This is a genomic window from Bacillus sp. FSL R5-0560 (genome assembly GCF_037966305.1).
Classification (GTDB): domain Bacteria; phylum Bacillota; class Bacilli; order Bacillales; family Bacillaceae; genus Bacillus; species Bacillus mojavensis.
The window spans coordinates 2,591,732-2,614,201 of the sequence record NZ_CP150195.1 but is presented as its reverse complement, the minus strand read 5'-3'; the positions used below and the strand labels follow the sequence as shown (position 1 = coordinate 2,614,201).

Sequence of the window (22,470 nt, the reverse complement as noted above, 5' to 3'; positions counted from 1 at the left end):
AGTAAAGGGGAGTCAGTAATGAGCAAACTAAAAAAGGTAATTGGCGATGTAGATGTAAATAAAGGATTACTCCTTCTGCTGACCGTTGGCGGTCTTTACTCGTTAGGAATTGCGCTGTCCAATACATTTGTGAATGTGTATCTCTGGAAGCAGTCAGGAAAATTTATTGACTTGGCGATATACAACTTATCGATTGTGACGATGCAGCCGATAACATTTTATTTAGCTGGCCGGTTAGCCAAAAAAATAGACAGGGTTTTCATTCTCAGATTCGGAGTGATTTTTTTAGCAGCATTTTATTTAAGTGTGCTGCTGGCTGGGGAAACGGCTGCATCACGTCTTGTTCTCATCGGAGCGGTGCTCGGAGTAGGCTATGGATTTTACTGGCTCGCGTTTAATGTGCTCACCTTTGAAATAACAGAGCCTGATACGCGGGATTTTTTCAACGGCTTTATGGGCATCCTGTCCTCATCCGCAGGAATGATTGGTCCGATTGTTGCAGGATTTGTCATCTCAAGACTTGAAAATAATACGGGTTACACTGTCATTTTCAGTCTCTCCCTCAGTTTATTTGCACTGGCTGTCGTGATGAGCTTCTTCCTAAAACGGAGAGAATCAAAGGGCCATTTTATGCTGAGTAAGGTATTTGGAGAACGCCACACGAATATGAATTGGCGGCGGATTACAAATGCGCATTTTTTTCAGGGCTTGAGAGAAGGGATTTTCGTCTTTCTAATCAGTGTTTTTGTGTTTATTGAGACAAACAGCGAACTGGCTCTCGGAACCTTTGGTCTCGTCAACTCAGCTGTTTCCTTTTTTGCCTATTATTTTGCATCAAGGCTGATCAAGAAAAAGGCCCGTAAAAAATCAATTTTGCTTGGCGGCCTTATTCTGTATGGTGCGCTGTTTTTAATACTCTTTCATATGAGTTTTACGACATTATTGACGTACGGTGTGTTTATAGCGATCGGCTATCCTCTTTTGCTCGTGCCTTATGTATCGCTTACATATGATGTCATAGGCCGGGCCAGGCATGCCAGAAAAGCGAGAATTGAATATATCGTGCTGAGAGAACTTTTTCTAAACGCCGGCAGAATTGTTTCGATTTTATGCTTTCTCCTTATCGTGGCCCTTTTAAAAGAAGATATAGGTATACCATTGTCGCTTGCCATCTTGGGCATCGGACATCCGCTGATTTATTACTTTGTCAAGGATATTCGTTTTAAAGAGAAAGATGAGGAAAATGAAACTATGGAAGAAGACGGCCAGGGCCGGGTGACTGAACCGAACCTTTTAAAGGGCCAAAGATAATTTTTTGGCAAAAAGGGGTTATCTGTAGAAAAAAGTCGAAAAAACCTTTAAAATGAAAAATGGCACTCTTACTTGAGTGTCTTTTCTTTCTGTAAATAGAAAAGGTGATGTTATGAGGAGAAATAAACAAAAAAAGCAAAATCATAAAGAGAAAAAGAAGTCGCTTCCGATCCGGCTGAATATTTTATTTTTGGCCGCTTTTGTCATTTTCACCTGGATTATTGTGGAGCTTGGCATTAAGCAGATCGTTCAAGGCGATGATTACAAAAATCAAGCCAATCAGCAGGAACAAAGTGAAGTCAGCTCGGCGGTGCCGCGCGGGAAAATCTATGATCGAAATTTCAATGCCATTGTGACAAATAAGGCTTTAAATGCGATTACATACACGAGATCTAAATCTACAACGCAAGAACAGCGTTTGAAAATCGCAAAGAAGCTGGCGGATATGATTAAAGTCGATACAAAAAAAGTAACAGAACGGGATAAAAAAGATTATTGGATTTTGACAAGACCAAAAGAAGCGAAAAAGCTGATTACTTCTAAGGAAAGACAGCAGGTAGAAAATAAAAAATTATCAGATGATGATTTATATCAGCTCCAGCTGAAACGGATTACCGATAAGCAGCTGAATGAATTGACTGATAAAGACATGCAGATTCTCGCCATTAAAAGACAGATGGACTCCGGATATGCGTTAACACCGCAATACATCAAAAATGAAGATGTATCAGCGAAAGAAATGGCAGTTGTGAGTGAACATTTAGATGAACTGCCGGGTGTTGATGTCACGTCAGACTGGGAACGTGAATATCCGTACAAAAATCTTCTTCGCTCAGTGCTCGGAAGTGTTTCCAGCTCTGATGAAGGATTACCGTCAAATCTGCTCGACCATTATTTATCGCTTGGCTACAGTAGAAACGACAGGGTTGGAAAAAGTTATCTGGAATATCAATACGAAAGCCTTTTGCAGGGCCAAAAAGCTAAGGTGGAAAATATCACAGATTCAAACGGCAATGTAACGGGAACGAAGACCGTTTCTGAAGGGAAAGCCGGTAAAGATCTCGTGCTTACGATTGACATTGACCTGCAAAAATCAGTTGAAAAAATTATCGAAAAAAATCTCAAATCTGCTAAAGCAAGACCAAGTACTGAATTGTTAGACCGGGCATTTGTCGTCATGATGGACCCGAGAAACGGTGAAGTGCTGACGATGGCGGGTAAGCAGATTAAAACAGAAAATGGAAAATATAAAATTGACGATTACGCACTGGGAAATATGACGTCATCTTATGCTATGGGGTCAGCTGTCAAAGGCGCAACTGTACTGACAGGTCTTCAAACTGGTGCCATCAATCTGAATACAGTCTTTCAGGATGAACCATTATATATTGGTCAGGATAAAAACGGCAAAAAATCGTGGACTACTTTAGGACCTGTTAATATTCAAAGAGCCTTAGAGCAGTCTTCAAACGTATTCATGTTTAAAACTGCAATCGCACTTGGAAAAGGTGAATATAAACCGCATCAAGCTTTACCAATTGATACGACGGCTTTTGATACATTCCGGAATTATTTCAGTCAATTTGGACTTGGTGTCAAAACTGGGATTGACCTTCCAAATGAAATGACAGGCTATAAAGGAACAAGCAGATTGACGGGATTCTTGCTAGATTACGCTATCGGCCAATATGATACGTATACACCGCTCGAACTGGCACAATATGTATCAACAATCGCAAATGGTGGATACCGCTTGAAACCTCAGCTTGTAAAAGAAGTAAGGGAACCTGACGCTGAAAAAGGAATCGGGGCAGTTGTACAATCTGTTCAGCCTGAAGTGCTGAATAAAGTTGATATGAAAGGCGAGTACATTAAAGAAGTTCAAGCCGGGTTTAGACGAGTCGCCACTAAAGGAACGGCGGCAAGTCAATTTGCTTCAGCATCTTATAAGCCTGCTGCTAAAACAGGAACAGCGCAATCGTTCTATGACGGACCAAATAAATCAAAAACAGGTGAAGGTACTTATAATACGACACTTGTTGCTTATGCGCCTGCTGATAACCCTGAGGTTGCCATCTCTGTTGTAGTTCCTTGGGCTTATGTAGATTACAGCGCTAAATATACCATTACCAACGAAATCGGCAGAGAAGTATTGGATAAATATTTTGAGCTGAAATCGAAGCAGGACAAAGAAGATACTCAGCAAAAGAATAAAGACAAAATCGAAGAAAAAGCAGAAAACACCTCGTCTTCTGCTAACTAAACAGAAACGTCCACATCATGTGGGCGTTTTTTTATACAAAAAAATGCACGGATTTACAAAACCTTAACATTCGATTTAAACCTATTTTACATAGAACCTTTACTCTAAACGTGTAGGACAAATTACACATTATACGCAGGGGGAATTCAGGAAATGAAAAAAAACAAATTGGTGCTTATGCTTCTAATGGCTGCTTTTATGATGGTTGCAGCTGCATGCGGAAACGCAGGAGATAGTGAAAAATCAAATAGCGGCTCTGCAAAAGGAGAAGAAAAGGCATCAGGTTCTTTAACCATTTCTGGTTCATCGGCCATGCAGCCATTAGTACTTGCAGCTGCAGAAAAATTTATGGAAGAAAACCCTGATGCTGATATACAGGTACAAGCAGGGGGTTCTGGAACAGGGCTTTCTCAGGTCTCTGAAGGGGCTGTGCAAATCGGAAATTCAGATGTTTTTGCTGAAGAAAAAGAAGGCATCGACGCAAAAGCGCTTGTCGATCATCAAGTTGCAGTAGTCGGTATGGCAGCGGCTGTAAACCCTGATACAGGTGTAAAAGATATCTCAAAAGATGAATTGAAAAAAATCTTCACTGGCAAAATCAAAAACTGGAAAGAGCTTGGCGGCAAGGACCAAAAAATTACGCTTGTAAACCGTCCTGATTCTTCAGGTACACGTGCGACATTTGTAAAATACGCGCTTGACGGAGAAGAACCGGCAGAAGGCATTACTGAGGATTCTTCCAACACTGTGAAAAAAATCATTGCTGACACTCCGGGAGCGATTGGATATCTTGCATTCTCATATTTAACAGATGACAAAGTAACAGCTTTATCCATTGACGGAGTGAAGCCAGAAGCGAAAAACGTTACAACTGGCGAGTATCCGATCTGGGCTTATCAGCATTCTTATACAAAAGGCGAAGCGAAAGATCTAGCGAAAGAATTTCTTGATTATCTAAAAAGTGAAGACATTCAAAAAAGTATTGTAACTGACCAAGGGTACATTCCGGTTACTGACATGAAAGTGACTCGCGATGCCAAAGGGAAGCAAAGCTGATCTAAATAAAAAGAGGAGTGCGGAGACTTCCGTTTCTCCTCTTAACACATTCATAGGAGTGTAAAACGATGATAAACAATAGAGAAAATATGTCTGTGAGCGAACGTTTAATCAGCTCAAGGCAAAACCGGCAATTGGATGAAATTCGGGGAAGAATGATCGTGACAGCCTGCGCGCTTATAATGATAGCGGCATCTGTGGCAATCACCATTTTCCTCGGTATTAAGGGGCTGCAATCTTTTCTAGTAAATGGTGTAAGCCCAATTGAATTCTTAACCAGTCTGAATTGGAACCCTACAGATTCTGATCCGAAATACGGAGTGCTGCCATTTATCTTTGGCTCATTTGCAGTAACGATTCTCTCCGCTCTCATTGCTGCCCCACTCGGTATAGCAGGTGCGATCTTTATGACGGAAATTGCGCCGAATTGGGGAAAGAAAGTGCTGCAGCCGGTGATCGAATTATTGGTCGGCATCCCATCTGTTGTTTATGGATTCATAGGTCTTACAGTTTTGGTGCCTTTTATTGCTCAGTTCAAAACGAGCGGAACAGGACACAGTTTATTGGCGGGAACGATTGTACTTTCCATTATGATTCTGCCGACGATCACATCTATCTCAGCTGATGCGATGGCATCACTTCCGAAAAGCTTAAGAGAAGGTTCTTACGCTCTCGGTGCGACAAGATGGCAGACCATTAGAAAAGTACTCATCCCTGCAGCTTTTCCGACATTAATGACTGCCGTTGTCCTAGGTATGGCGCGTGCGTTTGGTGAAGCTCTGGCTGTTCAAATGGTGATTGGAAATACAAGAGTTTTGCCTGAAAGTCTGCTTGACACCGCAGGAACATTGACAACCATTATTACGCTGAATATGGGCCATACCACATACGGAAGCGTTGAAAATAATACGCTGTGGTCAATGGGACTTGTGTTGCTGGTGATGTCATTCTTGTTCATCCTGCTTATTCGCTACTTGTCATCTAGGAGGAAAGTGTAATGAACCGCAAATTAACTAATAAACTGGCGACTGGAATGTTCGGTTTATGCGCAGCCATTATGGCCGCGATTCTAGTCGGTTTGTTTTCCTATATTATTATTAACGGTGTTTCTCAGCTCAGCTTAGACTTTATTACGACAAAATCCAGCGCCATCGCCGCAGGAGGCGGAATACGAGACCAGCTGTTTAACTCCTTCTATATTTTGTTTATCACGATGCTGATTACCATCCCGCTCGGAGTGGGCGGCGGCGTGTTCATGGCGGAATACGCGCCTAACAACAAAGTGACAGATTTTATCAGAACATGTATTGAGGTCCTTTCATCTCTTCCGTCCATTGTCATTGGAATGTTCGGATTACTGATGTTTGTTAACCTGACAGGCTGGGGATATACGATCATAGGCGGGGCGTTGGCATTAACAGTATTTAACCTTCCAGTTATGGTACGTGTGACAGAAGACGCGGTCCGTTCAGTCCCTACAGATTTGAAGGAAGCATCGCTCGCTCTAGGTGTTTCTCGCTGGCATACCGTAAAAACCGTATTAATACCAAGCGCAATCCCTTCCATCATCACAGGTGCCATTTTAGCGTCAGGGAGGGTGTTCGGAGAAGCAGCGGCTTTATTATTTACAGCAGGACTTACAACGCCGCGCCTCAATTTTGCAGAGTGGAATCCGTTTTCTGAAACATCGCCGCTTAATATTTTCCGACCCGCTGAAACACTTGCGGTCCACATTTGGAACGTAAATACGCAAGGGATGATTCCGGATGCTGAAGCGATTGCCAACGGCGGTTCTGCAGTGCTGGTGATTTCAGTTCTTGTCTTCAATCTCGCGGCGAGATGGCTTGGAACAATAATCTATAAAAAGCTTACGGCAAATTAGACCGGAAAGAGGCGAAAACAATGTCTGAACAAATGGTAAAAGAAAAGCCTGAGAGAGTGGGAATGATTCCTCAGCAGCAAAATGTGCTCGAGGTGAAGGATCTGTCTATTTTCTACGGAAACAAACAGGCTGTTCGTGATGTGAATATGGAGATTGAAAAAAATGCGGTAACCGCTTTGATCGGGCCGTCAGGATGCGGCAAATCTACTTTTTTAAGAAATATTAACCGAATGAATGACTTAATTCCTTCTGCAAGAAGCGATGGTGAAATTTTGTATGAAGGATTAAATATACTGGGAAGCAATATAAACGTTGTCAGCTTAAGAAGAGAAATTGGCATGGTCTTCCAAAAGCCGAATCCATTTCCGAAATCGATCTACCATAATATCACGCATGCATTAAAATATGCCGGTGAGCGGAACAAAGCAGTGCTAGACGACATCGTGGAAGAAAGCTTAACAAAAGCGGCGCTCTGGGATGAAGTAAAGGACCGTTTGCATTCATCCGCGCTTTCGTTATCAGGCGGTCAGCAGCAGCGTTTATGTATTGCCAGAACGCTTGCAATGAAGCCGGCCGTTCTTCTTCTTGATGAACCTGCTTCAGCGCTTGATCCGATTTCAAATGCGAAAATAGAAGAATTGATTACGGAATTGAAAAGCGAATACTCAATTATCATTGTCACTCATAATATGCAGCAGGCTCTGCGGGTGTCTGACCGGACGGCTTTCTTTTTAAACGGCGAAATCGTTGAATACGGACAGACCGAACAAATTTTTACAAGTCCGAAGCAGCAAAAAACAGAGGATTACATTAACGGGAAATTCGGATAGGAGGGCGGCAATGAGTATTGCTACCGAAGCTGTAAAGAAACAGGAAGTTTATCAAGTCAACGGAATGAATTTATGGTATGGAGAAAACCATGCCTTAAAAAATATCAATTTGAGCATTAATCAAAACGAAGTTACGGCGATTATCGGGCCGTCAGGATGCGGCAAATCAACATTTATTAAAACATTGAATTTAATGATTCAAATGACGCCGAATGTAAAGCTTGCAGGTGAGCTGAACTATAAGGGCAGCAACATTTTAAAAGATAAAGTCGATATAGTAGATTTGAGAAAAAACATCGGCATGGTATTTCAGAAAGGAAACCCGTTTCCGCAATCAATTTTTGATAATGTCGCTTACGGACCGAGAGTCCACGGCATCAAAAATAAAAAGAAGCTGCAAGACATTGTAGAAAAGTCATTAAAAGACGTGGCGCTGTGGGATGAGGTGAAGGATCGTTTGCATTCATCTGCACTCTCATTATCAGGCGGTCAGCAGCAGCGTCTCTGTATCGCCAGGGCTCTTGCGACAAACCCTGATATTTTGCTGATGGATGAGCCGACATCTGCGTTAGATCCAATTTCGACGAGAAAAATTGAAGAGCTCATTCTTCAGCTGAAAAATAAATACACCATCGTTATCGTGACGCACAACATGCAGCAGGCAGCGAGGGTTTCTGATCAAACTGCATTTTTCTACATGGGTGAGCTTGTTGAATGCGACAATACAAATAAAATGTTCTCTCAGCCGAGAGATCAAAGAACACTCGATTATATTACAGGGAAATTCGGATAAAAAAAACAGGCTGTTAACATAGCCTGTTTTTTTATCGTGTTAATGTTTTAACGATTTTTTTGAAGCTCATATCTGATTTTACTTTAAATTCACCGGCACGGATCTCCTTGTGATACCCCGCGTCTATCACGTAGTCATTAAAGTCTTCAGCTGAAGCAATAATGCCTTCTTTTTCAAGAATAGCTGATACATCTGCGGTGCTCATGCCGTCTTTAATGATAAGCTTGTACGTTTTTACTTTGCCTGTTTTCGAGTCTGAGCTGCTGTCATCGCTCAGAGATTTCTCTTTTGAGTCGAGAAGCTTTTGATATTCATCACGGTTAACAGAAACCATTTTTTTAGAATCGAGATAATTGTTTACGTCTTGCTCGGTTACTGTTTTTTGTTCTTTTACAGCAGCTGCTTGATCTTCATCTGTCAGATAAAAAACACTTGCGAGAACGGCTGTCGCTAATATGATACCGCCGGCAAATGCCTGAATGCCTCGTTTTGTCATACGAGCACCTTCTCATTATCTTTTATAATCGTATTCACGTCTTCTACTGATACATGCTCAGCTTTAGCAATTGCTTCAGCTGACATGCCATTATTATATTTAGAAAGTATTTGCTTGGCGATCTTTTGATTGATGCCGCTGTTCTTTGCTTTGCGGATCACAAGGTTTGTTTCAAGTAATTCTTCCTCAAGCACCGTCATTTTCTTTTTGAGCTTATAAATTTCCTGCATAGCAGAAAGCTGCAATGTTTCAAGCTCCTGCTCGACATCTTTCATCGGATCTCGTTGAGAATATGAGAATGCAATTAGCGCTATACTGACGATAAACAACGCAATAATAGCAATTTCCACGTTTCATCACCTTCTATTCTTTTTTTATCCTTCTTTTTTATACCATAAAACAAGTGGATTCTAAAGGAATTCGCGAAAAAAACGAGTTTTTGTCGAGAAATCTTTCTTTTCTTCCTTTATGTGTAATGGTTTAATAGGATCACCGAGCCAATGGAAGGAAAGGAGATTGTGAGAAGCCTATGGACCAACACTCATTTCCTTATAACATTCGAAGTGGGATTCCTTTTTTTAGGGACGTATTCGACATGAATATCCAAAACTCTCACACATTGACAGTCCGATGGAATCTGTCAGTTGAGACGATGAAACTGGCAGAAACCGTACTTTTCGAAAAAACGCCCGACATGATAAAAGAAATTCGTATTTTTATGAAAAGAAACGGTATAGAAGCTGTCAGGACGAAACGCATAAAACGGGATAAAGGGAAATGGCTCATTGTTCAGGTGCCTGGTCATGCTTTGTATCGTGCTGAATACAGAATACTGAATTCAATGAATGTTTCTCTCAAACTAGCTGAAACAGAGGACACCTTACTTGCAGAAAACGGTGTCAGCGACATAAACAGTTTTCGCAATGCAGAAGCACATACCAGGTGGGAGGAGCAATTTTCTGCTTACACCTGCTATCGCAGTGAGGGAAGAGAGAAATGAACATCCTTATGCTTTCATTCGAACATCCTTATAAACCGAAAAGCGGGCTTGGTGTTCATTTAAGCCGTCTTATATCCTATTTAAATCCGCATATCAACATAACAGTCTGCGCTCCAAGCAGGAAGCTATGTTCCTATGCGAATGTTGAAGACTTTATAGCTGATGTCAATGTTAGAATGGTTCAGCAAGTGTTGTCATGCAATAAACGCTTTGATCTGATTCATGCCCATGATGACATGACGGCCCCTGCCGCTCATTATTTGAAAAAGCAGCTCAGCATTCCGCTTGCTGCAACGATCCACGGGCTTGAAAGCGGAAGGAAGCAGGTGTGCAAAGAAATGCCTCATCCGTACAGGCTGCTGACGGAGCGGCTCCTCATCGACATTTCCGATGAATTGATTGTGTTAAGCACTTTTATGAAGAGATCGATTAGTAAGGCGTATCCGTTTCGTGAAAAAATAACCGTCATCCCAAGCCCTCTGTCACTGGAGGCGAAAATAGGTCTAGCTGAAAGGTTGATACATAAAAGATACTTGTTTTCGTTTGGAAGGTTTGTTCCGGAAAAAGGGTTTTCACAGCTGTTGAAGGTATTTTCTATTCTGAACAAATGCCGGCCTGACCTTCAGTTGGTGCTAGCCGGACAAGGGCCGTTATTGGCATCCTATAAGAAACTGGCTGAGCAGTTGAGCATAAAGGAAAGTGTAATGTTTTATCCTTTTTTAAATAGAAGAGAAATCGTGACGTTTCTGTCTCAATGTGAAATGGCTGTTTTCCCAAGCTTTTATGAACCCTTTGGGCTCGCTGCACAAGAAAGCATGGAACAAGGCGTGCTGACAGCCGTACCGCAGTCGGGCGGTTTTTGTGACTTTGCCGTTCATAACAAAACTGCAATTGCAGCTGATTTTTCGCAAGAACGGGGAGCGGCGGATAGGCTTCACAACGTATTAATAGATGAAGAAAACGCCTGCCGGATAAAAGAAGCGGGCCGAGAACGGGTGATGAAACTGCATCATCCACAGATCATCACAGCATCCTATTTACAGCTTTATCAGCGTCTATCCAATAATTCATGATTTCATTGAAAAACATCCTAGCATTCCGTCCATTATAGTGGTATTATATATAAGTCTGAATAAGTAAATGATATTTAGTTTGGAGGGAAAACAATGCGCGTTAATATTACTTTGGCTTGCACAGAATGTGGTGAGCGTAACTATATTTCTAAAAAGAACAAACGCAACAATCCAGACCGCGTTGAATTTAAAAAATATTGCCCACGTGATAAAAAATCTACGTTACACCGTGAAACAAAATAACAGCATAGCTGTTTGAGGTGTAAGAAAAAAGCCAGAGCTTTGAAAAAGGTTCTGGCTTTTTTCTATTCCGAGGGGGATAAAAATGAAATCACAATTAAGAAAAAAGACAATGGAAAATGTATCAGCGATAACAAGTAAAGAATGGTCTAAGAAAACTGCGTGTATCAACGAGCGTTTATTTTCTCTCCCAGAATGGCAGAATGCCCGCACCATAGCCGTCACCATTTCAAGAGGGCTGGAGGTACCGACACGGCCGATCATCGAAAAAGCCTGGGGGGAAGGGAAAGAAGTTTGTATTCCAAAGTGTGATCCTGATACGAAAAGGATGCAGTTCCGCACATTTCAAGCGGATGATCAGCTTGAAACGGTTTACGCCGGACTTCAGGAGCCGATCATTGAGAAAACGCATGAAGTGTACCAATCACAGATTGATTTGATAATCGTGCCTGGCGTATGTTTTGATCCTGACGGCTATAGGATTGGCTTTGGCGGCGGTTATTATGATCGTTATTTAAGTGATTATAAAGGAAACACAGTCTCTTTGCTTTTAGAATGCCAGCTGTATGATCACGTGCCGCATCTGTCACATGATATCCCGGTTCAAATGCTGGTTACTGAGGGTCGAATCATTTCTTGTTTTTCATAGCTCGTCCCTTCATCAAGAATAAATCAGAAAGAATAACAAACCCTAATGGCAGGAGGGATATAATGAAAAAATTTATGATCTATGCCATTTGCGCTGTTTCTGCCGTGATGTTTTACCAAAACCGTTACCGTCTCATGAATACCGTACTCAGCCAGCCTGGGATCAGACGGTCCTTTATTCATCTTTTTTTAAAAATTCCATTTATCCGCAATAAGTTTATACAGCAAGCTTTTTAAAAATCCCGTTTTCACGGGATTTTTTGCTTTTAGTAGGCGTCAAGAGCACCAGCTGTTATAATGAAAAAAAACCATTGGAGCGGTAAACATGTATTTGTTGGAGTATACATATTGGAATGTCGCGGCGCATTTAGTAAGGAGAGGGTATGGCGTCATACAATCGGGTGAATCTGATGAAATATGGCTGGAAGCACCGGACAAATCCTCTCATGATCTGGTTCGCCTCTTTAAACAGAATATTGATTTTCGCCAAGAAATTGCAAGGGACATAGAAGTGCAGGCGGAGCGAATAGAGCATGTCAGGAAGTCTATCGGCAAGCGGCATTTGAAGCTGCTGAATGTGCTGATCTCAGCGGAAGCACCTGTCGATGACTGGCAGGAAATCGCCGACAAGCCTTTTGAAAAAGGACAGGTATCCGTTGAAACTGCACTTGTGACTGGTACGTCACTTCATGAAGATCTGCAAGCCATTTTTCCATCATTTGAAGCTGTTGAATGGACAGAAGACCGAGACTCATTGGAACACGCCCAAATGGCAAAAGAACGCTTTTTTTCACTAGTGCAGAAACAAGAAGAACAGCGGAAAAAAGAAGCGGCGTTTTTCCAGAACGGAAAGCCGATCTTTACATATTTGTTCATCGCGCTGCAGCTCGTGATGTTTTTCCTGCTCGAAATAAACGGCGGAAGCACCAATACGGAGACGCTTGTTGCTTTCGGCGCTAAGGAAAACGGCCTGATTGCAGACGGAGAATGGTGGCGCCTGCTGACGCCGATTGTGCTTCACATCGGCCTTGCGCATTTAGCCTTTAACACGCTGGCTTTATGGTCGGTCGGAACCGCTGTTGAGCGCATGTATGGATCAGGAAGATTCTTGCTGATTTATTTGGCGGCGGGTATCACAGGATCGATCGCCAGCTTCGTGTTCAGTCCTTATCCTTCAGCCGGTGCTTCAGGCGCCATATTCGGCTGCTTAGGCGCATTGCTGTATGTAGCTGTGTCAAATCGAAAAATGTTTCTAAAAACAATAGGCACAAATATTATTGTTATTATCCTGATAAACCTGGGTTTTGGCTTTGCGGTTTCGCATATTGATAATTCAGGGCATATTGGCGGCTTGGTCGGCGGTTTTCTTGCTGCGGCAGCACTTGGTTTGCCAAAAACAAAAGCCTTGGGCAAAAAATTGGTGTCAGCGATTCTGCTGGTTGCCCTGGCCGGCGGGTTTCTCTATTACGGATTGCATTCACCGTCCCATCAGGAGACAGCGCTGATCCGGCAGGCAAATGAGCTTTATCAGGAAGGAAAATATAAAGAAGTAACCGAACTGCTGAACGGTGAAGCTGAGCAGAAAGACGCTTCAGCTGATCTTCTGAAAATCCTGGCCGTTTCTGATATTCAAATCGGCGAATATGATCAGGCGATTTCTCTTTTAGAAAGAGCTGTGCAAAAAGAGCCTAAAAACCATACGTCCTATTACTATTTAGCATTGCTGTATGCGGAAAAAAATGAACTTGGTCAAGCTGACAAGGCAATCAGGACCGCTGTAAAGCTGGAGCCGAAGGAAGAGCATTACAAAAAACTGCAGCAGGAAATTGAAAATAAACAAGAATAAATGACTAGATGAGAAAGCGTTGAATTTGCCAAGGAATGAATTCCGGGTATTTTTGTCAGCGTTTTCTTCTTGACTGGCGGGTTCTTTATGACTACGCTATTGATAGTTAAGATCAAGAATGGTGAGGAATATGAATACATTTTATGATGTACAGCAGCTATTAAAAACATTTGGACACATTGTTTACTTTGGTGACAGGGAGCTTGAAATTGAGTTTATGCTCGATGAATTAAAGGAACTATATATAAATCATATGATTGAGAAGGAGCAGTGGGCTAAAGCCGCAGCTGTCCTTCATAAAGAGCTGGAACAAACAAAGAAACGAAAGAGATTTACGTAAAGGTTAAGGTGATAAAAATGGACGAGATATGGTTTGCGGGCATTGATCTTGGAGGAACGACGATAAAACTCGCATTTATTAATCAATATGGAGAGATTCAGCATAAATGGGAAGTGCCGACCGATAAGTCCGGTGATACCATTACCGTGACAATAGCAAAAGCGATTGACAGCAAGCTGGATGAGCTTCATAAACCAAAGCACATCGTCAAATATATAGGAATGGGCGCACCAGGGCCAGTAGATATGGCAACTGGGGTCGTTTATGAAACAGTGAATCTTGGCTGGAAAAACTATGCTTTAAAAAATCATCTGGAAACGGAAACAGGCATCCCTGCGGTTATAGAAAATGATGCGAATATTGCCGCGCTCGGAGAAATGTGGAAGGGGGCGGGTGACGGCGCAAAAGACGTCATTCTCGTTACGCTAGGTACAGGAGTTGGCGGCGGTATTATTGTGAATGGGGAGATTGTGCACGGAATAAATGGCGCTGGCGGAGAAATCGGCCATATTTGCAGCATCCCTGAAGGCGGGGCGCCGTGCAACTGCGGTAAAACAGGCTGTATTGAAACCATCGCGTCGGCAACTGGCATTGTTAGAATTGCAAAAGAGAAAATTGCAGAAGCTAAAAAGCCGACACAATTAAAAGCATCTGAGCATTTAACGGCTCGAGATGTATTTGAAGCTGCAAATGAAAATGATGAATTAGCTCTCGAAGTTGTCGATTATGTAGCAAAGCATCTCGGCCTGGTGCTTGGCAATCTGGCCAGCTCGCTTAATCCGTCAAAAATTGTTCTCGGCGGCGGCGTTTCAAAAGCCGGAGAATTGCTGAGATCCAAAGTCGAAAAAACATTCCGTATATGTGCCTTTCCGCGCGCTGCGGAAGCGGCTGATATATCTATTGCGGCGCTTGGAAATGATGCGGGCGTTATCGGAGGAGCTTGGATCGCTAAGAATGAATGGCTGAAACACCAAAATTGTTAAATTTGTGAAAATGAAATTGATTTTTTGTTATGTTCAGGTTAAGATTTAATTTGATGTGTTAATGAGAATGTTGAGAATAGACTGATTTTTTTGAGCGTGCTGCATAGGAGGTTGAAATGCGAAAAACGTTTTTTTCGATGATTTCATTTATGCTGATTGCCATTTTAATGATGTGGCTGAAAACGTATGTTGTTTACAAAACCAGTTTTCATATTAAAATTGACAATCTTACGCAGGAATTTATTCTGTTTATCAACCCATTGAGCTTTTTGCTGCTTATTTTTGGCTTCAGCCTGTTTTTAAAGGGAAGAAACAGAAATCGTTACATTATTGCCATGAGTTGTATTGTCACGTTTGTTTTGCTGGCGAATATGGTTTTTTATCGTTTTTACAATGATTTCCTAACGATTCCGGTTCTTTTTCAAACGAGCAATATGGGTGATCTGGGAAGCAGCATCGGAACGCTTCTTGAGCCGACAGACCTCCTTTTGGCTGTAGATATCGTGATTTTAATATGGCTTCATATGCGTCAAAAAGCCTTTCAATCAGACATCCCCTCCACGAAAAATGAACGGGCGGCATATTTTTTGTTTGTGGCTTCCGTTTATTTCTTCAACTTAGGTCTGTCTGAGGCAGAACGGCCGCAGCTATTGACACGCTCATTTGACAGAGAAATGCTCGTTAAAAATATCAGCCTGTTTAATTTTCATATTTATGACGGAGTACTTCAGTCGAAGCAATCCGCACAAAGAGCGCTGGCTGACAGCAACAGCCTGACGGAAATCGAAAACTATGTCACAGCCAATGCGAAAGATGCCAATAAGAACTTATTTGGCGCCGCAAAAGGCAGAAACGTCATACTTGTATCTCTAGAGTCGACGCAAAGCTTTGTGATCAATGAAAAGGTGAACGGAAAAGAAATCACCCCGTTTTTGAATGATTTTATAAAAGAAAGCTATCACTTTAGTAATGTTTACCACCAAACCGGGCAGGGGAAAACCTCTGATTCTGAATTTATCGTGGACAATTCGCTTTATCCGCTTGGACGAGGCGCTGTGTTCTTTACAAATGCGGGCAATCAATACATGGCCGCGCCTGAGATTCTCAAAAATAACGGATATTATTCAGCGGTGCTCCATGCCAATAATAAAAGCTTTTGGAATCGCGATTTAATGTACGATTCATTTGGATATGATTCATTTTTTGATATTGAATCGTATGATGTTACTGACGATAATTCAGTCGGCTGGGGGCTGAAGGATAAAGAATTTTTTGAACAGTCTTCAGAGCTGATGAAAAACCTGCCTCAGCCGTTTTACTCTAGGCTGATTACACTCACGAACCACTTTCCGTTTGATCTTGATGAAGAGGACAAATTGATTGAGGAATATGATTCAAGCAGCCAAACGTTAAACAAGTATTTCCCGACTGTGCGTTATCAGGATGAGGCGCTGAAACGGTTTATCGAAAAGCTGAAGGAAGATGGGTTATATGATAACTCCATTATTGTTTTATACGGTGACCATTACGGGATATCGGAAAACCATAATGAAGCGATGGGGCAATTCTTAGGGAAAGAAATTACACCATTTGAAGAAGTGCAGCTCCAAAAAGTGCCGTTTGTCGTTCATATTCCTGGAATTACAGACAAGAAGCCGAAAACGATTGACAAGGTAGGCGGACAAATCGATATCCGGCCGACGCTGATGAATCTGTTAGGTATTGATACAAAGAATCTCATTCAATTCGGCAACGATCTGCTTTCTGACGATAAACTGGACTTTACAGTGCTGCGTGATGGAAGCTTTATCACAGACCAAATCGTGTATACTGACGGTCTATGTTATGACAAAGCGACAGGAAAGCCTTTGAAAGAGGCAAAGCAATGTGAAACATTTGCAGATAAAGCGAAGCAGGAGCTTTCACTTTCCGATGAAATCATTTACGGAGATTTGTTGCGATTTTATGATCAGGAAAGGCTGGACAATTCGTCAAAAAGAAAAGAAAAACAAATTCTTGATCAGGCTTCATGATCACAAAGTCTCCCGTATCAAAAAACGCGGGAGGCTTTCTTTTTTAAAAAACGCCGTCATATAGTAACAAAAAGGGGGATGATGATGGCGTTTATTACGATAAAACCTGAGATTAAACACAATTTGGCTTTAGTGGCAAGAGAACTGAAGATAGATGAGACATTGCTTAGAAATGCCAATCAAACAGCACAAAAACATCAATTGTACTGTCCTGGTTATAAGATTGAAGAAGGCAATGATAAGGAGCTTCAATCCATTCAGGAAGTAAAGCGCTTTTTACACCCGCTGCAGCTGCAGCCTGCTGACAACTGGCTGGAGCAGGAAAAAATCTATGACTTTCTTGCTGTCGAAGAGGAAATAAAAAAAATAGTCAATGTGTTTCCGTTTGTTTCATGCCGGGAAATCGGACGTTCCGTTTTGGGCAGGCCGATCTGGGAGCTTACAGTTGGGGGCGAGCATACCTCCAAAAAAGTTCACATGAATGCATCGTTTCATGCGAATGAGTGGATTACCACGTCTGTACTGCTGAAATGGCTGAAGGAATATTGCCTCTCTTTATGTCATAATACTAATTTTTTTGGCTTTACTCCTTTGGAGTTGTTCAGCCGAACCTCTCTGTCTCTTGTTCCTCTTGTGAATCCGGATGGTGTTGATCTTGTCTTACACGGGTCAGCGGGCATGGGAGACAGGAGAGATGAACTTGAAAGACTAAACTGCCATCGTCCGGATTTTAATGAATGGAAGGCAAATATTAACGGCGTTGATTTAAATAAACAATTCCCGTCTTTATGGGAAATTGAAAAATACCGCAAACCGAAAATGCCCAGCTACCGAGATTTTCCTGGAACTTCTCCGCTCACGGAGCCGGAATCCATTGCGATGCAGCAGCTGATAACGGCGGATCCGCCTGACAGGCTGCTGGCCCTTCACACTCAGGGAGAAGAAATCTATTGGGGATATAAAGGCCTTGAGCCCGAAGAATCGGCTTCTGTAATAAAGGATTTTGAGACGATAAGCGGAAACATTTATAAAGGAGTCAAGGATATTGACAGCTATGCGGGATTCCGTGACTGGTTTATTCATCACTATTTTAAAGAAGGTTATACGGTGGAACTCGGAAAAGGTCAAAATCCCTTGCCGTTTGAGCAGTTTACACAGATTTATCAGGCGACAAGCGGGATCTTATGGAGGTCGTTATTTTTTCTTGACTAACTGAAACTTTTTCTTTTTCGTGCCGTATCAAATATGGGACAATAAATATGATCGGAGGGGGAGGCTGATGAGATCAGTTTGTTTGATTCTGCTGTCAGCATTGTTAGTTTGTTTATCGGCATGCGAACCGTCTCATCAGCAGCAAAAACAGGCAGCGACGGCAAAAAGTGAGGAAAAAGAGATTGTTCCGCTGCCAGCAGGAAAAGCGGACGGAGCGGAAGGCTGGCTCAATAACAACACAATTCTGTATACAGCCTCAAATCCGACAAAAACAGAGCTTCTTGCATATCAAATCTTTAATGGCAAAACGGAAAAGCTCTATCAGACGGATGGTCAAATCGTTGATGTTCAAATCAATCCCAAAGAACAGATGATTCTGCTGCAGATCACGCATAGCCAACAGACAGCAGTAGTTTTGCTGAATCAGAAAGGGGAGACGCTGTACCAGAAAGAATACGAAACGTATGAGCTGGAGGCAGCATGGAATCAGTATGATCCGTATCAAATGATGGTTACGGTATTCACTGAAAACTGGAACTTCAATACATATTACGTGGATGCAAAAAAAGACAAGTCTGCTTTAAGTCCAATACAGGTTCCGTTTGTCCATTGGACCTCAAAAAACACATTTGACTATCTAAAAGAGGGAAGAAACGATAAAGAAGGCCCTTTGTATACGTATGATATTGCTTCTGAAAAGGAGAAAAAGCTGGAGGAGGGTGTCCTTTACTTTGATTCTTTTCATGATATGAGCTTTACCGTCAAAGCAGGTTCCGGAGAGAACGGCTTGTATGAGTTTACATCACCGCAATCGAATGGTGAAGCAGTTACAGCGGAATGGCCGCTCCAAACCCAATATACAAGCCTGGCTCCGATGGAGTATGATTATGATGAGGCTGGCGGACTGTTTTATACGTTTAAAGAAAGCGGGGATGCATATAAGCTGTCAGCGATTGATATGAAATCGGGAAAGGTGCAGGATCTTTTTACTTTGCCTGAAATGGAGCCCATACAAGTATCCCCGAACGGAAAATATGCGTTGTACGGGTTTCATTTTGAGCGCATGATATCATTGAAATCACATGAAATAAAGCCAATCATCATTGATAAAAAGGAGATGGAATAATTAATGGCTATCGCAGATGTAACCATTATCCCAATCGGAACAGAAACACCTAGTGTAAGCGCCTATGTGGCGGATGTGCAGAAAATTTTAGAGGGCTATAAAGCCGAAGGGAAAATCAAATATCAGCTGACACCGATGAACACATTGATTGAAGGCGAGCTCAGCGACCTTTTCACTGTGATTCAGGCGATTCACGAAGCGCCGTTTCAAAAAGGGCTTCACAGAGTGGCGACCAATATTCGCATCGATGACAGACGGGACAAAAAAACGACGCTTGAAAGTAAAATAGAAAGCGTGAATAAACATTTACAGCAATAAAAAATAAACCTGTATCCCACTGGATACAGGTTTTAATGTGCAGTAGGATAACCGCTGTTTATCACCGTCATCACTGTAAACCAGCCAAACACACACAAGGTGGCTCCGGCTAATAAAAATCCAAGTATATTTTTGTTTTTCACAGAACGCAAGACTCCCCATAAAGCGAAAAGAGCGACAAGGCCGAAAATCACGACAAGTAACATTACGCAGCCCCCTTTACATTGAAAAACCTGCAATTCTTTCCATTTTTATTCTACCCGTTTTCAGTGTGTTTGTCGATAGCGTTTTCATAGCGATTGTTTGAATCTTTTTTCAAAAACCTTCATAATAGGAGCATAAAAAGGAAAGAGGTGAGAAAAGTGAAATGGAGAAGAATGCCTGTAGGGCCGATTCAAGCGAATGCATATTTTTTAATCAGTGATGATCAATGCCTGATTTTTGATCCGGGCGGCGAAGGAGATAAAATCAATCAATACATAAAAGAAAAAGGATTAACGCCTTTAGCCATTTTACTGACACACGCCCATTTTGACCATATTGGGGCGCTGGATAACGTGAGAGACAGATGGGATATTCCTGTCTATCTGCATCAAAATGAAAAGAATTGGCTTACAGATGCCTCATTGAACGGCTCAGGAATGCTGAGAGGGATAGAAGTGACAGCTAAGCCGGCAGATCATTTAATTGAAGGGGACGGTGAGCTGAATATCGGGCCTTTCCATCTGGAGACGCTATTTACACCGGGACATTCCCCAGGAAGCGTTTCATACTACGTGAAGGATGCCGACCTGGTGATTTCCGGTGATGTCCTGTTTCAAGGCGGGATAGGCCGTACAGATTTACATGGAGGCGACCAAGAAACGCTGCTTACGTCTATCCATGAAAAATTGCTTACGCTGCCTGAGCACACGTTGGTGTTAAGCGGACATGGCCCTGAAACTGACGTGCAGACTGAGCAGGATCAAAATCCGTTTTTAAATGGATTTTCATTATAGAAAAAGAGACAAACCGGTGAGGTTTGTCTCTTTTTGCATTTAATGTCCTCCGCCGCCTGGTACTATAATAAAAATGGAATAGTATGTGAAGCCGGCAAAGAAGATGGTTAAATAAGCGCCAAAGATATAAATGTACATCCGTTCTGTTAAATTTAAATACGATAGAAACACAAATAAGATCGTCTGTCCAAAAAATAAAAGGGAAGCATCTTTCATATCACCTAAATAAAACATGACTGCAAATATTCCCGTCCAAAATCCTAACACCCGGAACATGCGATTCATTTTTTATCCCCTCCCGAGAGTCCCTCTGACTGTTATTATAATAGATCACGGACAAAAATGTAAACATTTTCATTATTAATATGAAAAATGGTATTTAACCCTTTGATTGCGTTTTCTATTATATGTACGGTTTTTTAGAAATAACCGAAAAAAAGTTCAATAAATGGTTTAAAGAAAAATTGATACGGGTAGTTATTCTACAAAGAGATGGTTAACTGGAGGAGGAAAAAACATAATGGAACAATTAACATTTTACTCATACCCAAGCTGCACGTCATGCCGAAAAACAAAACATTGGCTCAAAGCGCACCAGATTGAATTTAACGAACGTCACTTATTCAGAGAAACTCCAACGATGGATGAATTAAAGTATATTTTATCTTTAACGACAGAAGGAATTGACGAAATTTTAGCAACAAGAAGCCAAACCTTCAAAAATTTAAATTTAAACATTGAAGATATGACTGTAAACGAAGTGCTTGAACTTTTAATTGAGAAACCGAAGCTTTTGCGCCGCCCGATTCTCGTGGACAACAGGAAGCTTGTTATCGGATACAATCCGGGAGAACTGTTAAAGCTATCGAAGAAGAAAACGGTTCATCAATCTGCATGATGAAAAACCGAAGATCCGCTGATTTGCTTGAATCAGCTTATCTTCGGTTTTTCACGGTTCAGAAACTGGGCTAGCTGGATTCGAACCAACGATCACGGAGTCAAAGTCCATTGCCTTACCGCTTGGCTATAGCCCACTGTATGTAAAAATAGTATGTGTAACGTGAGACAAGTTATACAAATCAATCATAAATTTTTTGAAAGATAAACATCACAGGAGGTAACCGATTGAAATGAAAGCTCTAGATCAGTATTTAACAGAGCACAAAGAAGATATTACACTTCAATGGCTGGAAACATGCACGTTAAAAGGAACTTTACTGTATTCTGCTAAAGATCAGCAAAAATTAGAACAAAAGTTAAAAGAGCAGCATGAATCGTTGGTAGCGATTGTAGCAAAATCCATTAGAAAAGAAGATGTGAAGGATGAGCTTAAGCAATGGTCACTTCAATGTGCCCGAGACCGTGCTGTTCATGAGGTGACTGTGACGGAAAGTGTCGGTCAGTTTAACGCGTTTAGACACATTATGTGGCAATGGATTCAGGACTTCAGTGAAGCTGCTTCTTCCCAACAAATCGGCATTCAGGATGTATGTGAGTGGAGCAAGATTTTGAATCAAACGATTGATGAGATTATCGAAGTATTTACAGAAGAATATCACCAGGTCACGGTGATCCAATTAAATGCGCAAAAAGAAATGATCAATGAATTGAGCGCACCGATTATGCCGATTTCTAAAGAGATTGGAATTCTTCCCCTTGTCGGTGAAATTGACACGTACAGAGCGAGAACCATTTTGGAATCCGTTTTGGCCCAATGCTCGGCGTTAAAGATTTCATATTTATTTTTAGATATATCCGGTGTTCCCATCGTTGATACGATGGTTGCCTTTCAAATCTTTAAAGTGATTGACAGCACTAAACTGCTGGGCATTGAGACGATTATTTCAGGAATCAGGCCTGAAATCGCCCAGACTGTTGTGAAGCTCGGATTAGATTTTTCGAAGGTGAAAACAGAGCAAAGTCTTGCTAAAGCTTTAGCCAACAAAGGATTTAAGATACAAGAATCTTAAGATGTTTCTTGCTTGATGTGTTTTTTTGAAGCGCGTTCAACACGCAAGAGAA

At 41.7% G+C, this 22,470-nt stretch carries 26 protein-coding genes and 1 tRNA gene; 22 read left to right on the top strand and 5 right to left on the bottom strand.

Going from position 1 to position 22,470, the window contains the following annotated elements; all coding sequences use genetic code 11:
* Positions 1-18 precede the first annotated feature (18 nt).
* The 7 genes from NST56_RS13870 (at position 19) to pstB (NST56_RS13840) (ending at position 8,135) form a co-directional block, all read left to right on the top strand.
* Complete coding sequence (locus NST56_RS13870) at positions 19-1,311, top strand: MFS transporter (protein WP_010334951.1); 1,293 nt, start codon at positions 19-21, stop codon at positions 1,309-1,311.
* Between the two features lie 112 nt (positions 1,312-1,423).
* Positions 1,424-3,574 (top strand): penicillin-binding protein 2A, encoded by a 2,151-nt coding sequence (pbpA, locus tag NST56_RS13865; RefSeq protein WP_168748250.1) that lies wholly within the window; start codon positions 1,424-1,426, stop codon positions 3,572-3,574.
* Between the two features lie 153 nt (positions 3,575-3,727).
* Positions 3,728-4,630, top strand: coding sequence for a phosphate ABC transporter substrate-binding protein (locus tag NST56_RS13860; protein WP_010334949.1), 903 nt, complete (start codon positions 3,728-3,730; stop codon positions 4,628-4,630).
* 68 nt (positions 4,631-4,698) lie between these two features.
* Positions 4,699-5,628 carry a phosphate ABC transporter permease subunit PstC gene (gene pstC, locus NST56_RS13855; RefSeq protein WP_010334948.1) on the top strand — a complete coding sequence of 310 codons (930 nt, stop codon included), beginning with the start codon at positions 4,699-4,701 and terminating at the stop codon, positions 5,626-5,628.
* Complete coding sequence (gene pstA, locus NST56_RS13850; RefSeq protein ID WP_339177197.1) at positions 5,628-6,512, top strand: phosphate ABC transporter permease PstA; 885 nt, start codon at positions 5,628-5,630, stop codon at positions 6,510-6,512. Before pstC ends, pstA begins: the two co-directional genes overlap by 1 nt.
* A gap of 20 nt (positions 6,513-6,532) precedes the next feature.
* A complete protein-coding gene (gene pstB, locus NST56_RS13845) occupies positions 6,533-7,342 on the top strand; it encodes a phosphate ABC transporter ATP-binding protein PstB (protein WP_026014743.1) in 810 nt (269 codons plus the stop codon).
* A 10-nt stretch (positions 7,343-7,352) separates the two neighbouring features.
* Positions 7,353-8,135: a phosphate ABC transporter ATP-binding protein PstB gene (pstB, locus tag NST56_RS13840; RefSeq protein ID WP_229146846.1), complete on the top strand. Its 783-nt coding sequence runs from the start codon at positions 7,353-7,355 to the stop codon at positions 8,133-8,135.
* Positions 8,136-8,166: 31 nt separating this feature from the next.
* Here pstB (NST56_RS13840) and NST56_RS13835 read toward each other — a convergent pair whose 3' ends face one another.
* Entirely contained in the window at positions 8,167-8,631 is a 465-nt protein-coding gene (locus NST56_RS13835; protein WP_010334944.1) for an endolytic transglycosylase MltG, read from the bottom strand.
* Positions 8,628-8,981, bottom strand: a complete 354-nt coding sequence (locus NST56_RS13830) for a hypothetical protein (protein WP_010334943.1) — start codon at positions 8,979-8,981, stop codon at positions 8,628-8,630. The genes NST56_RS13835 and NST56_RS13830 overlap by 4 nt, the downstream gene beginning before the upstream one ends.
* Before the next feature lie 179 nt (positions 8,982-9,160).
* On the opposite strand from NST56_RS13830, the gene NST56_RS13825 reads away from it, so the two are divergent.
* The 12 genes from NST56_RS13825 to NST56_RS13770 all read left to right on the top strand — a co-directional run bounded on the left by NST56_RS13825 (position 9,161) and on the right by NST56_RS13770 (position 19,450).
* A complete protein-coding gene (locus NST56_RS13825; RefSeq protein WP_244956460.1) occupies positions 9,161-9,631 on the top strand; it encodes a hypothetical protein in 471 nt (156 codons plus the stop codon).
* Positions 9,628-10,704: a glycosyltransferase family 4 protein gene (locus NST56_RS13820; protein ID WP_168748246.1), complete on the top strand. Its 1,077-nt coding sequence runs from the start codon at positions 9,628-9,630 to the stop codon at positions 10,702-10,704. Before NST56_RS13825 ends, NST56_RS13820 begins: the two co-directional genes overlap by 4 nt.
* A gap of 93 nt (positions 10,705-10,797) precedes the next feature.
* Positions 10,798-10,947, top strand: a complete 150-nt coding sequence (gene rpmG / locus NST56_RS13815; protein ID WP_003153056.1) for a 50S ribosomal protein L33 — start codon at positions 10,798-10,800, stop codon at positions 10,945-10,947.
* Between the two features lie 82 nt (positions 10,948-11,029).
* On the top strand, positions 11,030-11,593 hold the full coding sequence (locus NST56_RS13810) for a 5-formyltetrahydrofolate cyclo-ligase (RefSeq protein WP_168748245.1): 564 nt from the start codon (positions 11,030-11,032) through the stop codon (positions 11,591-11,593).
* A 62-nt stretch (positions 11,594-11,655) separates the two neighbouring features.
* Positions 11,656-11,829: a hypothetical protein gene (locus NST56_RS13805; protein WP_032731265.1), complete on the top strand. Its 174-nt coding sequence runs from the start codon at positions 11,656-11,658 to the stop codon at positions 11,827-11,829.
* Between the two features lie 88 nt (positions 11,830-11,917).
* Positions 11,918-13,438: a rhomboid protease YqgP gene (yqgP, locus tag NST56_RS13800; RefSeq protein ID WP_339177180.1), complete on the top strand. Its 1,521-nt coding sequence runs from the start codon at positions 11,918-11,920 to the stop codon at positions 13,436-13,438.
* Positions 13,439-13,568: 130 nt separating this feature from the next.
* On the top strand, positions 13,569-13,778 hold the full coding sequence (locus NST56_RS13795) for a YqgQ family protein (RefSeq protein ID WP_024122057.1): 210 nt from the start codon (positions 13,569-13,571) through the stop codon (positions 13,776-13,778).
* A gap of 17 nt (positions 13,779-13,795) precedes the next feature.
* A complete protein-coding gene (gene glcK, locus NST56_RS13790; protein ID WP_268451127.1) occupies positions 13,796-14,761 on the top strand; it encodes a glucose kinase GlcK in 966 nt (321 codons plus the stop codon).
* Between the two features lie 116 nt (positions 14,762-14,877).
* Complete coding sequence (locus tag NST56_RS13785) at positions 14,878-16,794, top strand: LTA synthase family protein (RefSeq protein ID WP_010334938.1); 1,917 nt, start codon at positions 14,878-14,880, stop codon at positions 16,792-16,794.
* An 81-nt stretch (positions 16,795-16,875) separates the two neighbouring features.
* The gene (locus NST56_RS13780) at positions 16,876-18,006 is read left to right on the top strand and encodes a M14 family metallocarboxypeptidase (protein ID WP_339182231.1); all 1,131 of its coding nucleotides are present in this window, start codon (positions 16,876-16,878) and stop codon (positions 18,004-18,006) included.
* 67 nt (positions 18,007-18,073) lie between these two features.
* Positions 18,074-19,132: a hypothetical protein gene (locus tag NST56_RS13775; protein ID WP_339177176.1), complete on the top strand. Its 1,059-nt coding sequence runs from the start codon at positions 18,074-18,076 to the stop codon at positions 19,130-19,132.
* Positions 19,133-19,135: 3 nt separating this feature from the next.
* Complete coding sequence (locus NST56_RS13770) at positions 19,136-19,450, top strand: MTH1187 family thiamine-binding protein (RefSeq protein WP_010334936.1); 315 nt, start codon at positions 19,136-19,138, stop codon at positions 19,448-19,450.
* Between the two features lie 32 nt (positions 19,451-19,482).
* Here the strand turns inward: NST56_RS13770 and NST56_RS13765 are convergent, their stop codons facing one another.
* Entirely contained in the window at positions 19,483-19,656 is a 174-nt protein-coding gene (locus NST56_RS13765; protein WP_010334935.1) for a DUF2759 domain-containing protein, read from the bottom strand.
* Between the two features lie 156 nt (positions 19,657-19,812).
* On the opposite strand from NST56_RS13765, the gene NST56_RS13760 reads away from it, so the two are divergent.
* The gene (locus NST56_RS13760) at positions 19,813-20,448 is read left to right on the top strand and encodes an MBL fold metallo-hydrolase (RefSeq protein ID WP_229146855.1); all 636 of its coding nucleotides are present in this window, start codon (positions 19,813-19,815) and stop codon (positions 20,446-20,448) included.
* Between the two features lie 39 nt (positions 20,449-20,487).
* Here NST56_RS13760 and NST56_RS13755 read toward each other — a convergent pair whose 3' ends face one another.
* Positions 20,488-20,733, bottom strand: a complete 246-nt coding sequence (locus NST56_RS13755; RefSeq protein WP_339177170.1) for a DUF2626 domain-containing protein — start codon at positions 20,731-20,733, stop codon at positions 20,488-20,490.
* A 232-nt stretch (positions 20,734-20,965) separates the two neighbouring features.
* Between NST56_RS13755 and mgsR the strand changes: the two genes are divergently transcribed.
* Positions 20,966-21,346, top strand: coding sequence for a transcriptional regulator MgsR (mgsR, locus tag NST56_RS13750; RefSeq protein ID WP_026014741.1), 381 nt, complete (start codon positions 20,966-20,968; stop codon positions 21,344-21,346).
* Positions 21,347-21,411: 65 nt separating this feature from the next.
* Here the strand turns inward: mgsR and NST56_RS13745 are convergent.
* Positions 21,412-21,482, bottom strand: a tRNA-Gln gene (locus NST56_RS13745).
* 96 nt (positions 21,483-21,578) lie between these two features.
* On the opposite strand from NST56_RS13745, the gene NST56_RS13740 reads away from it, so the two are divergent.
* Entirely contained in the window at positions 21,579-22,418 is an 840-nt protein-coding gene (locus tag NST56_RS13740) for an STAS domain-containing protein (protein ID WP_268451132.1), read from the top strand.
* The last annotated feature ends 52 nt before the right edge of the window (positions 22,419-22,470 follow it).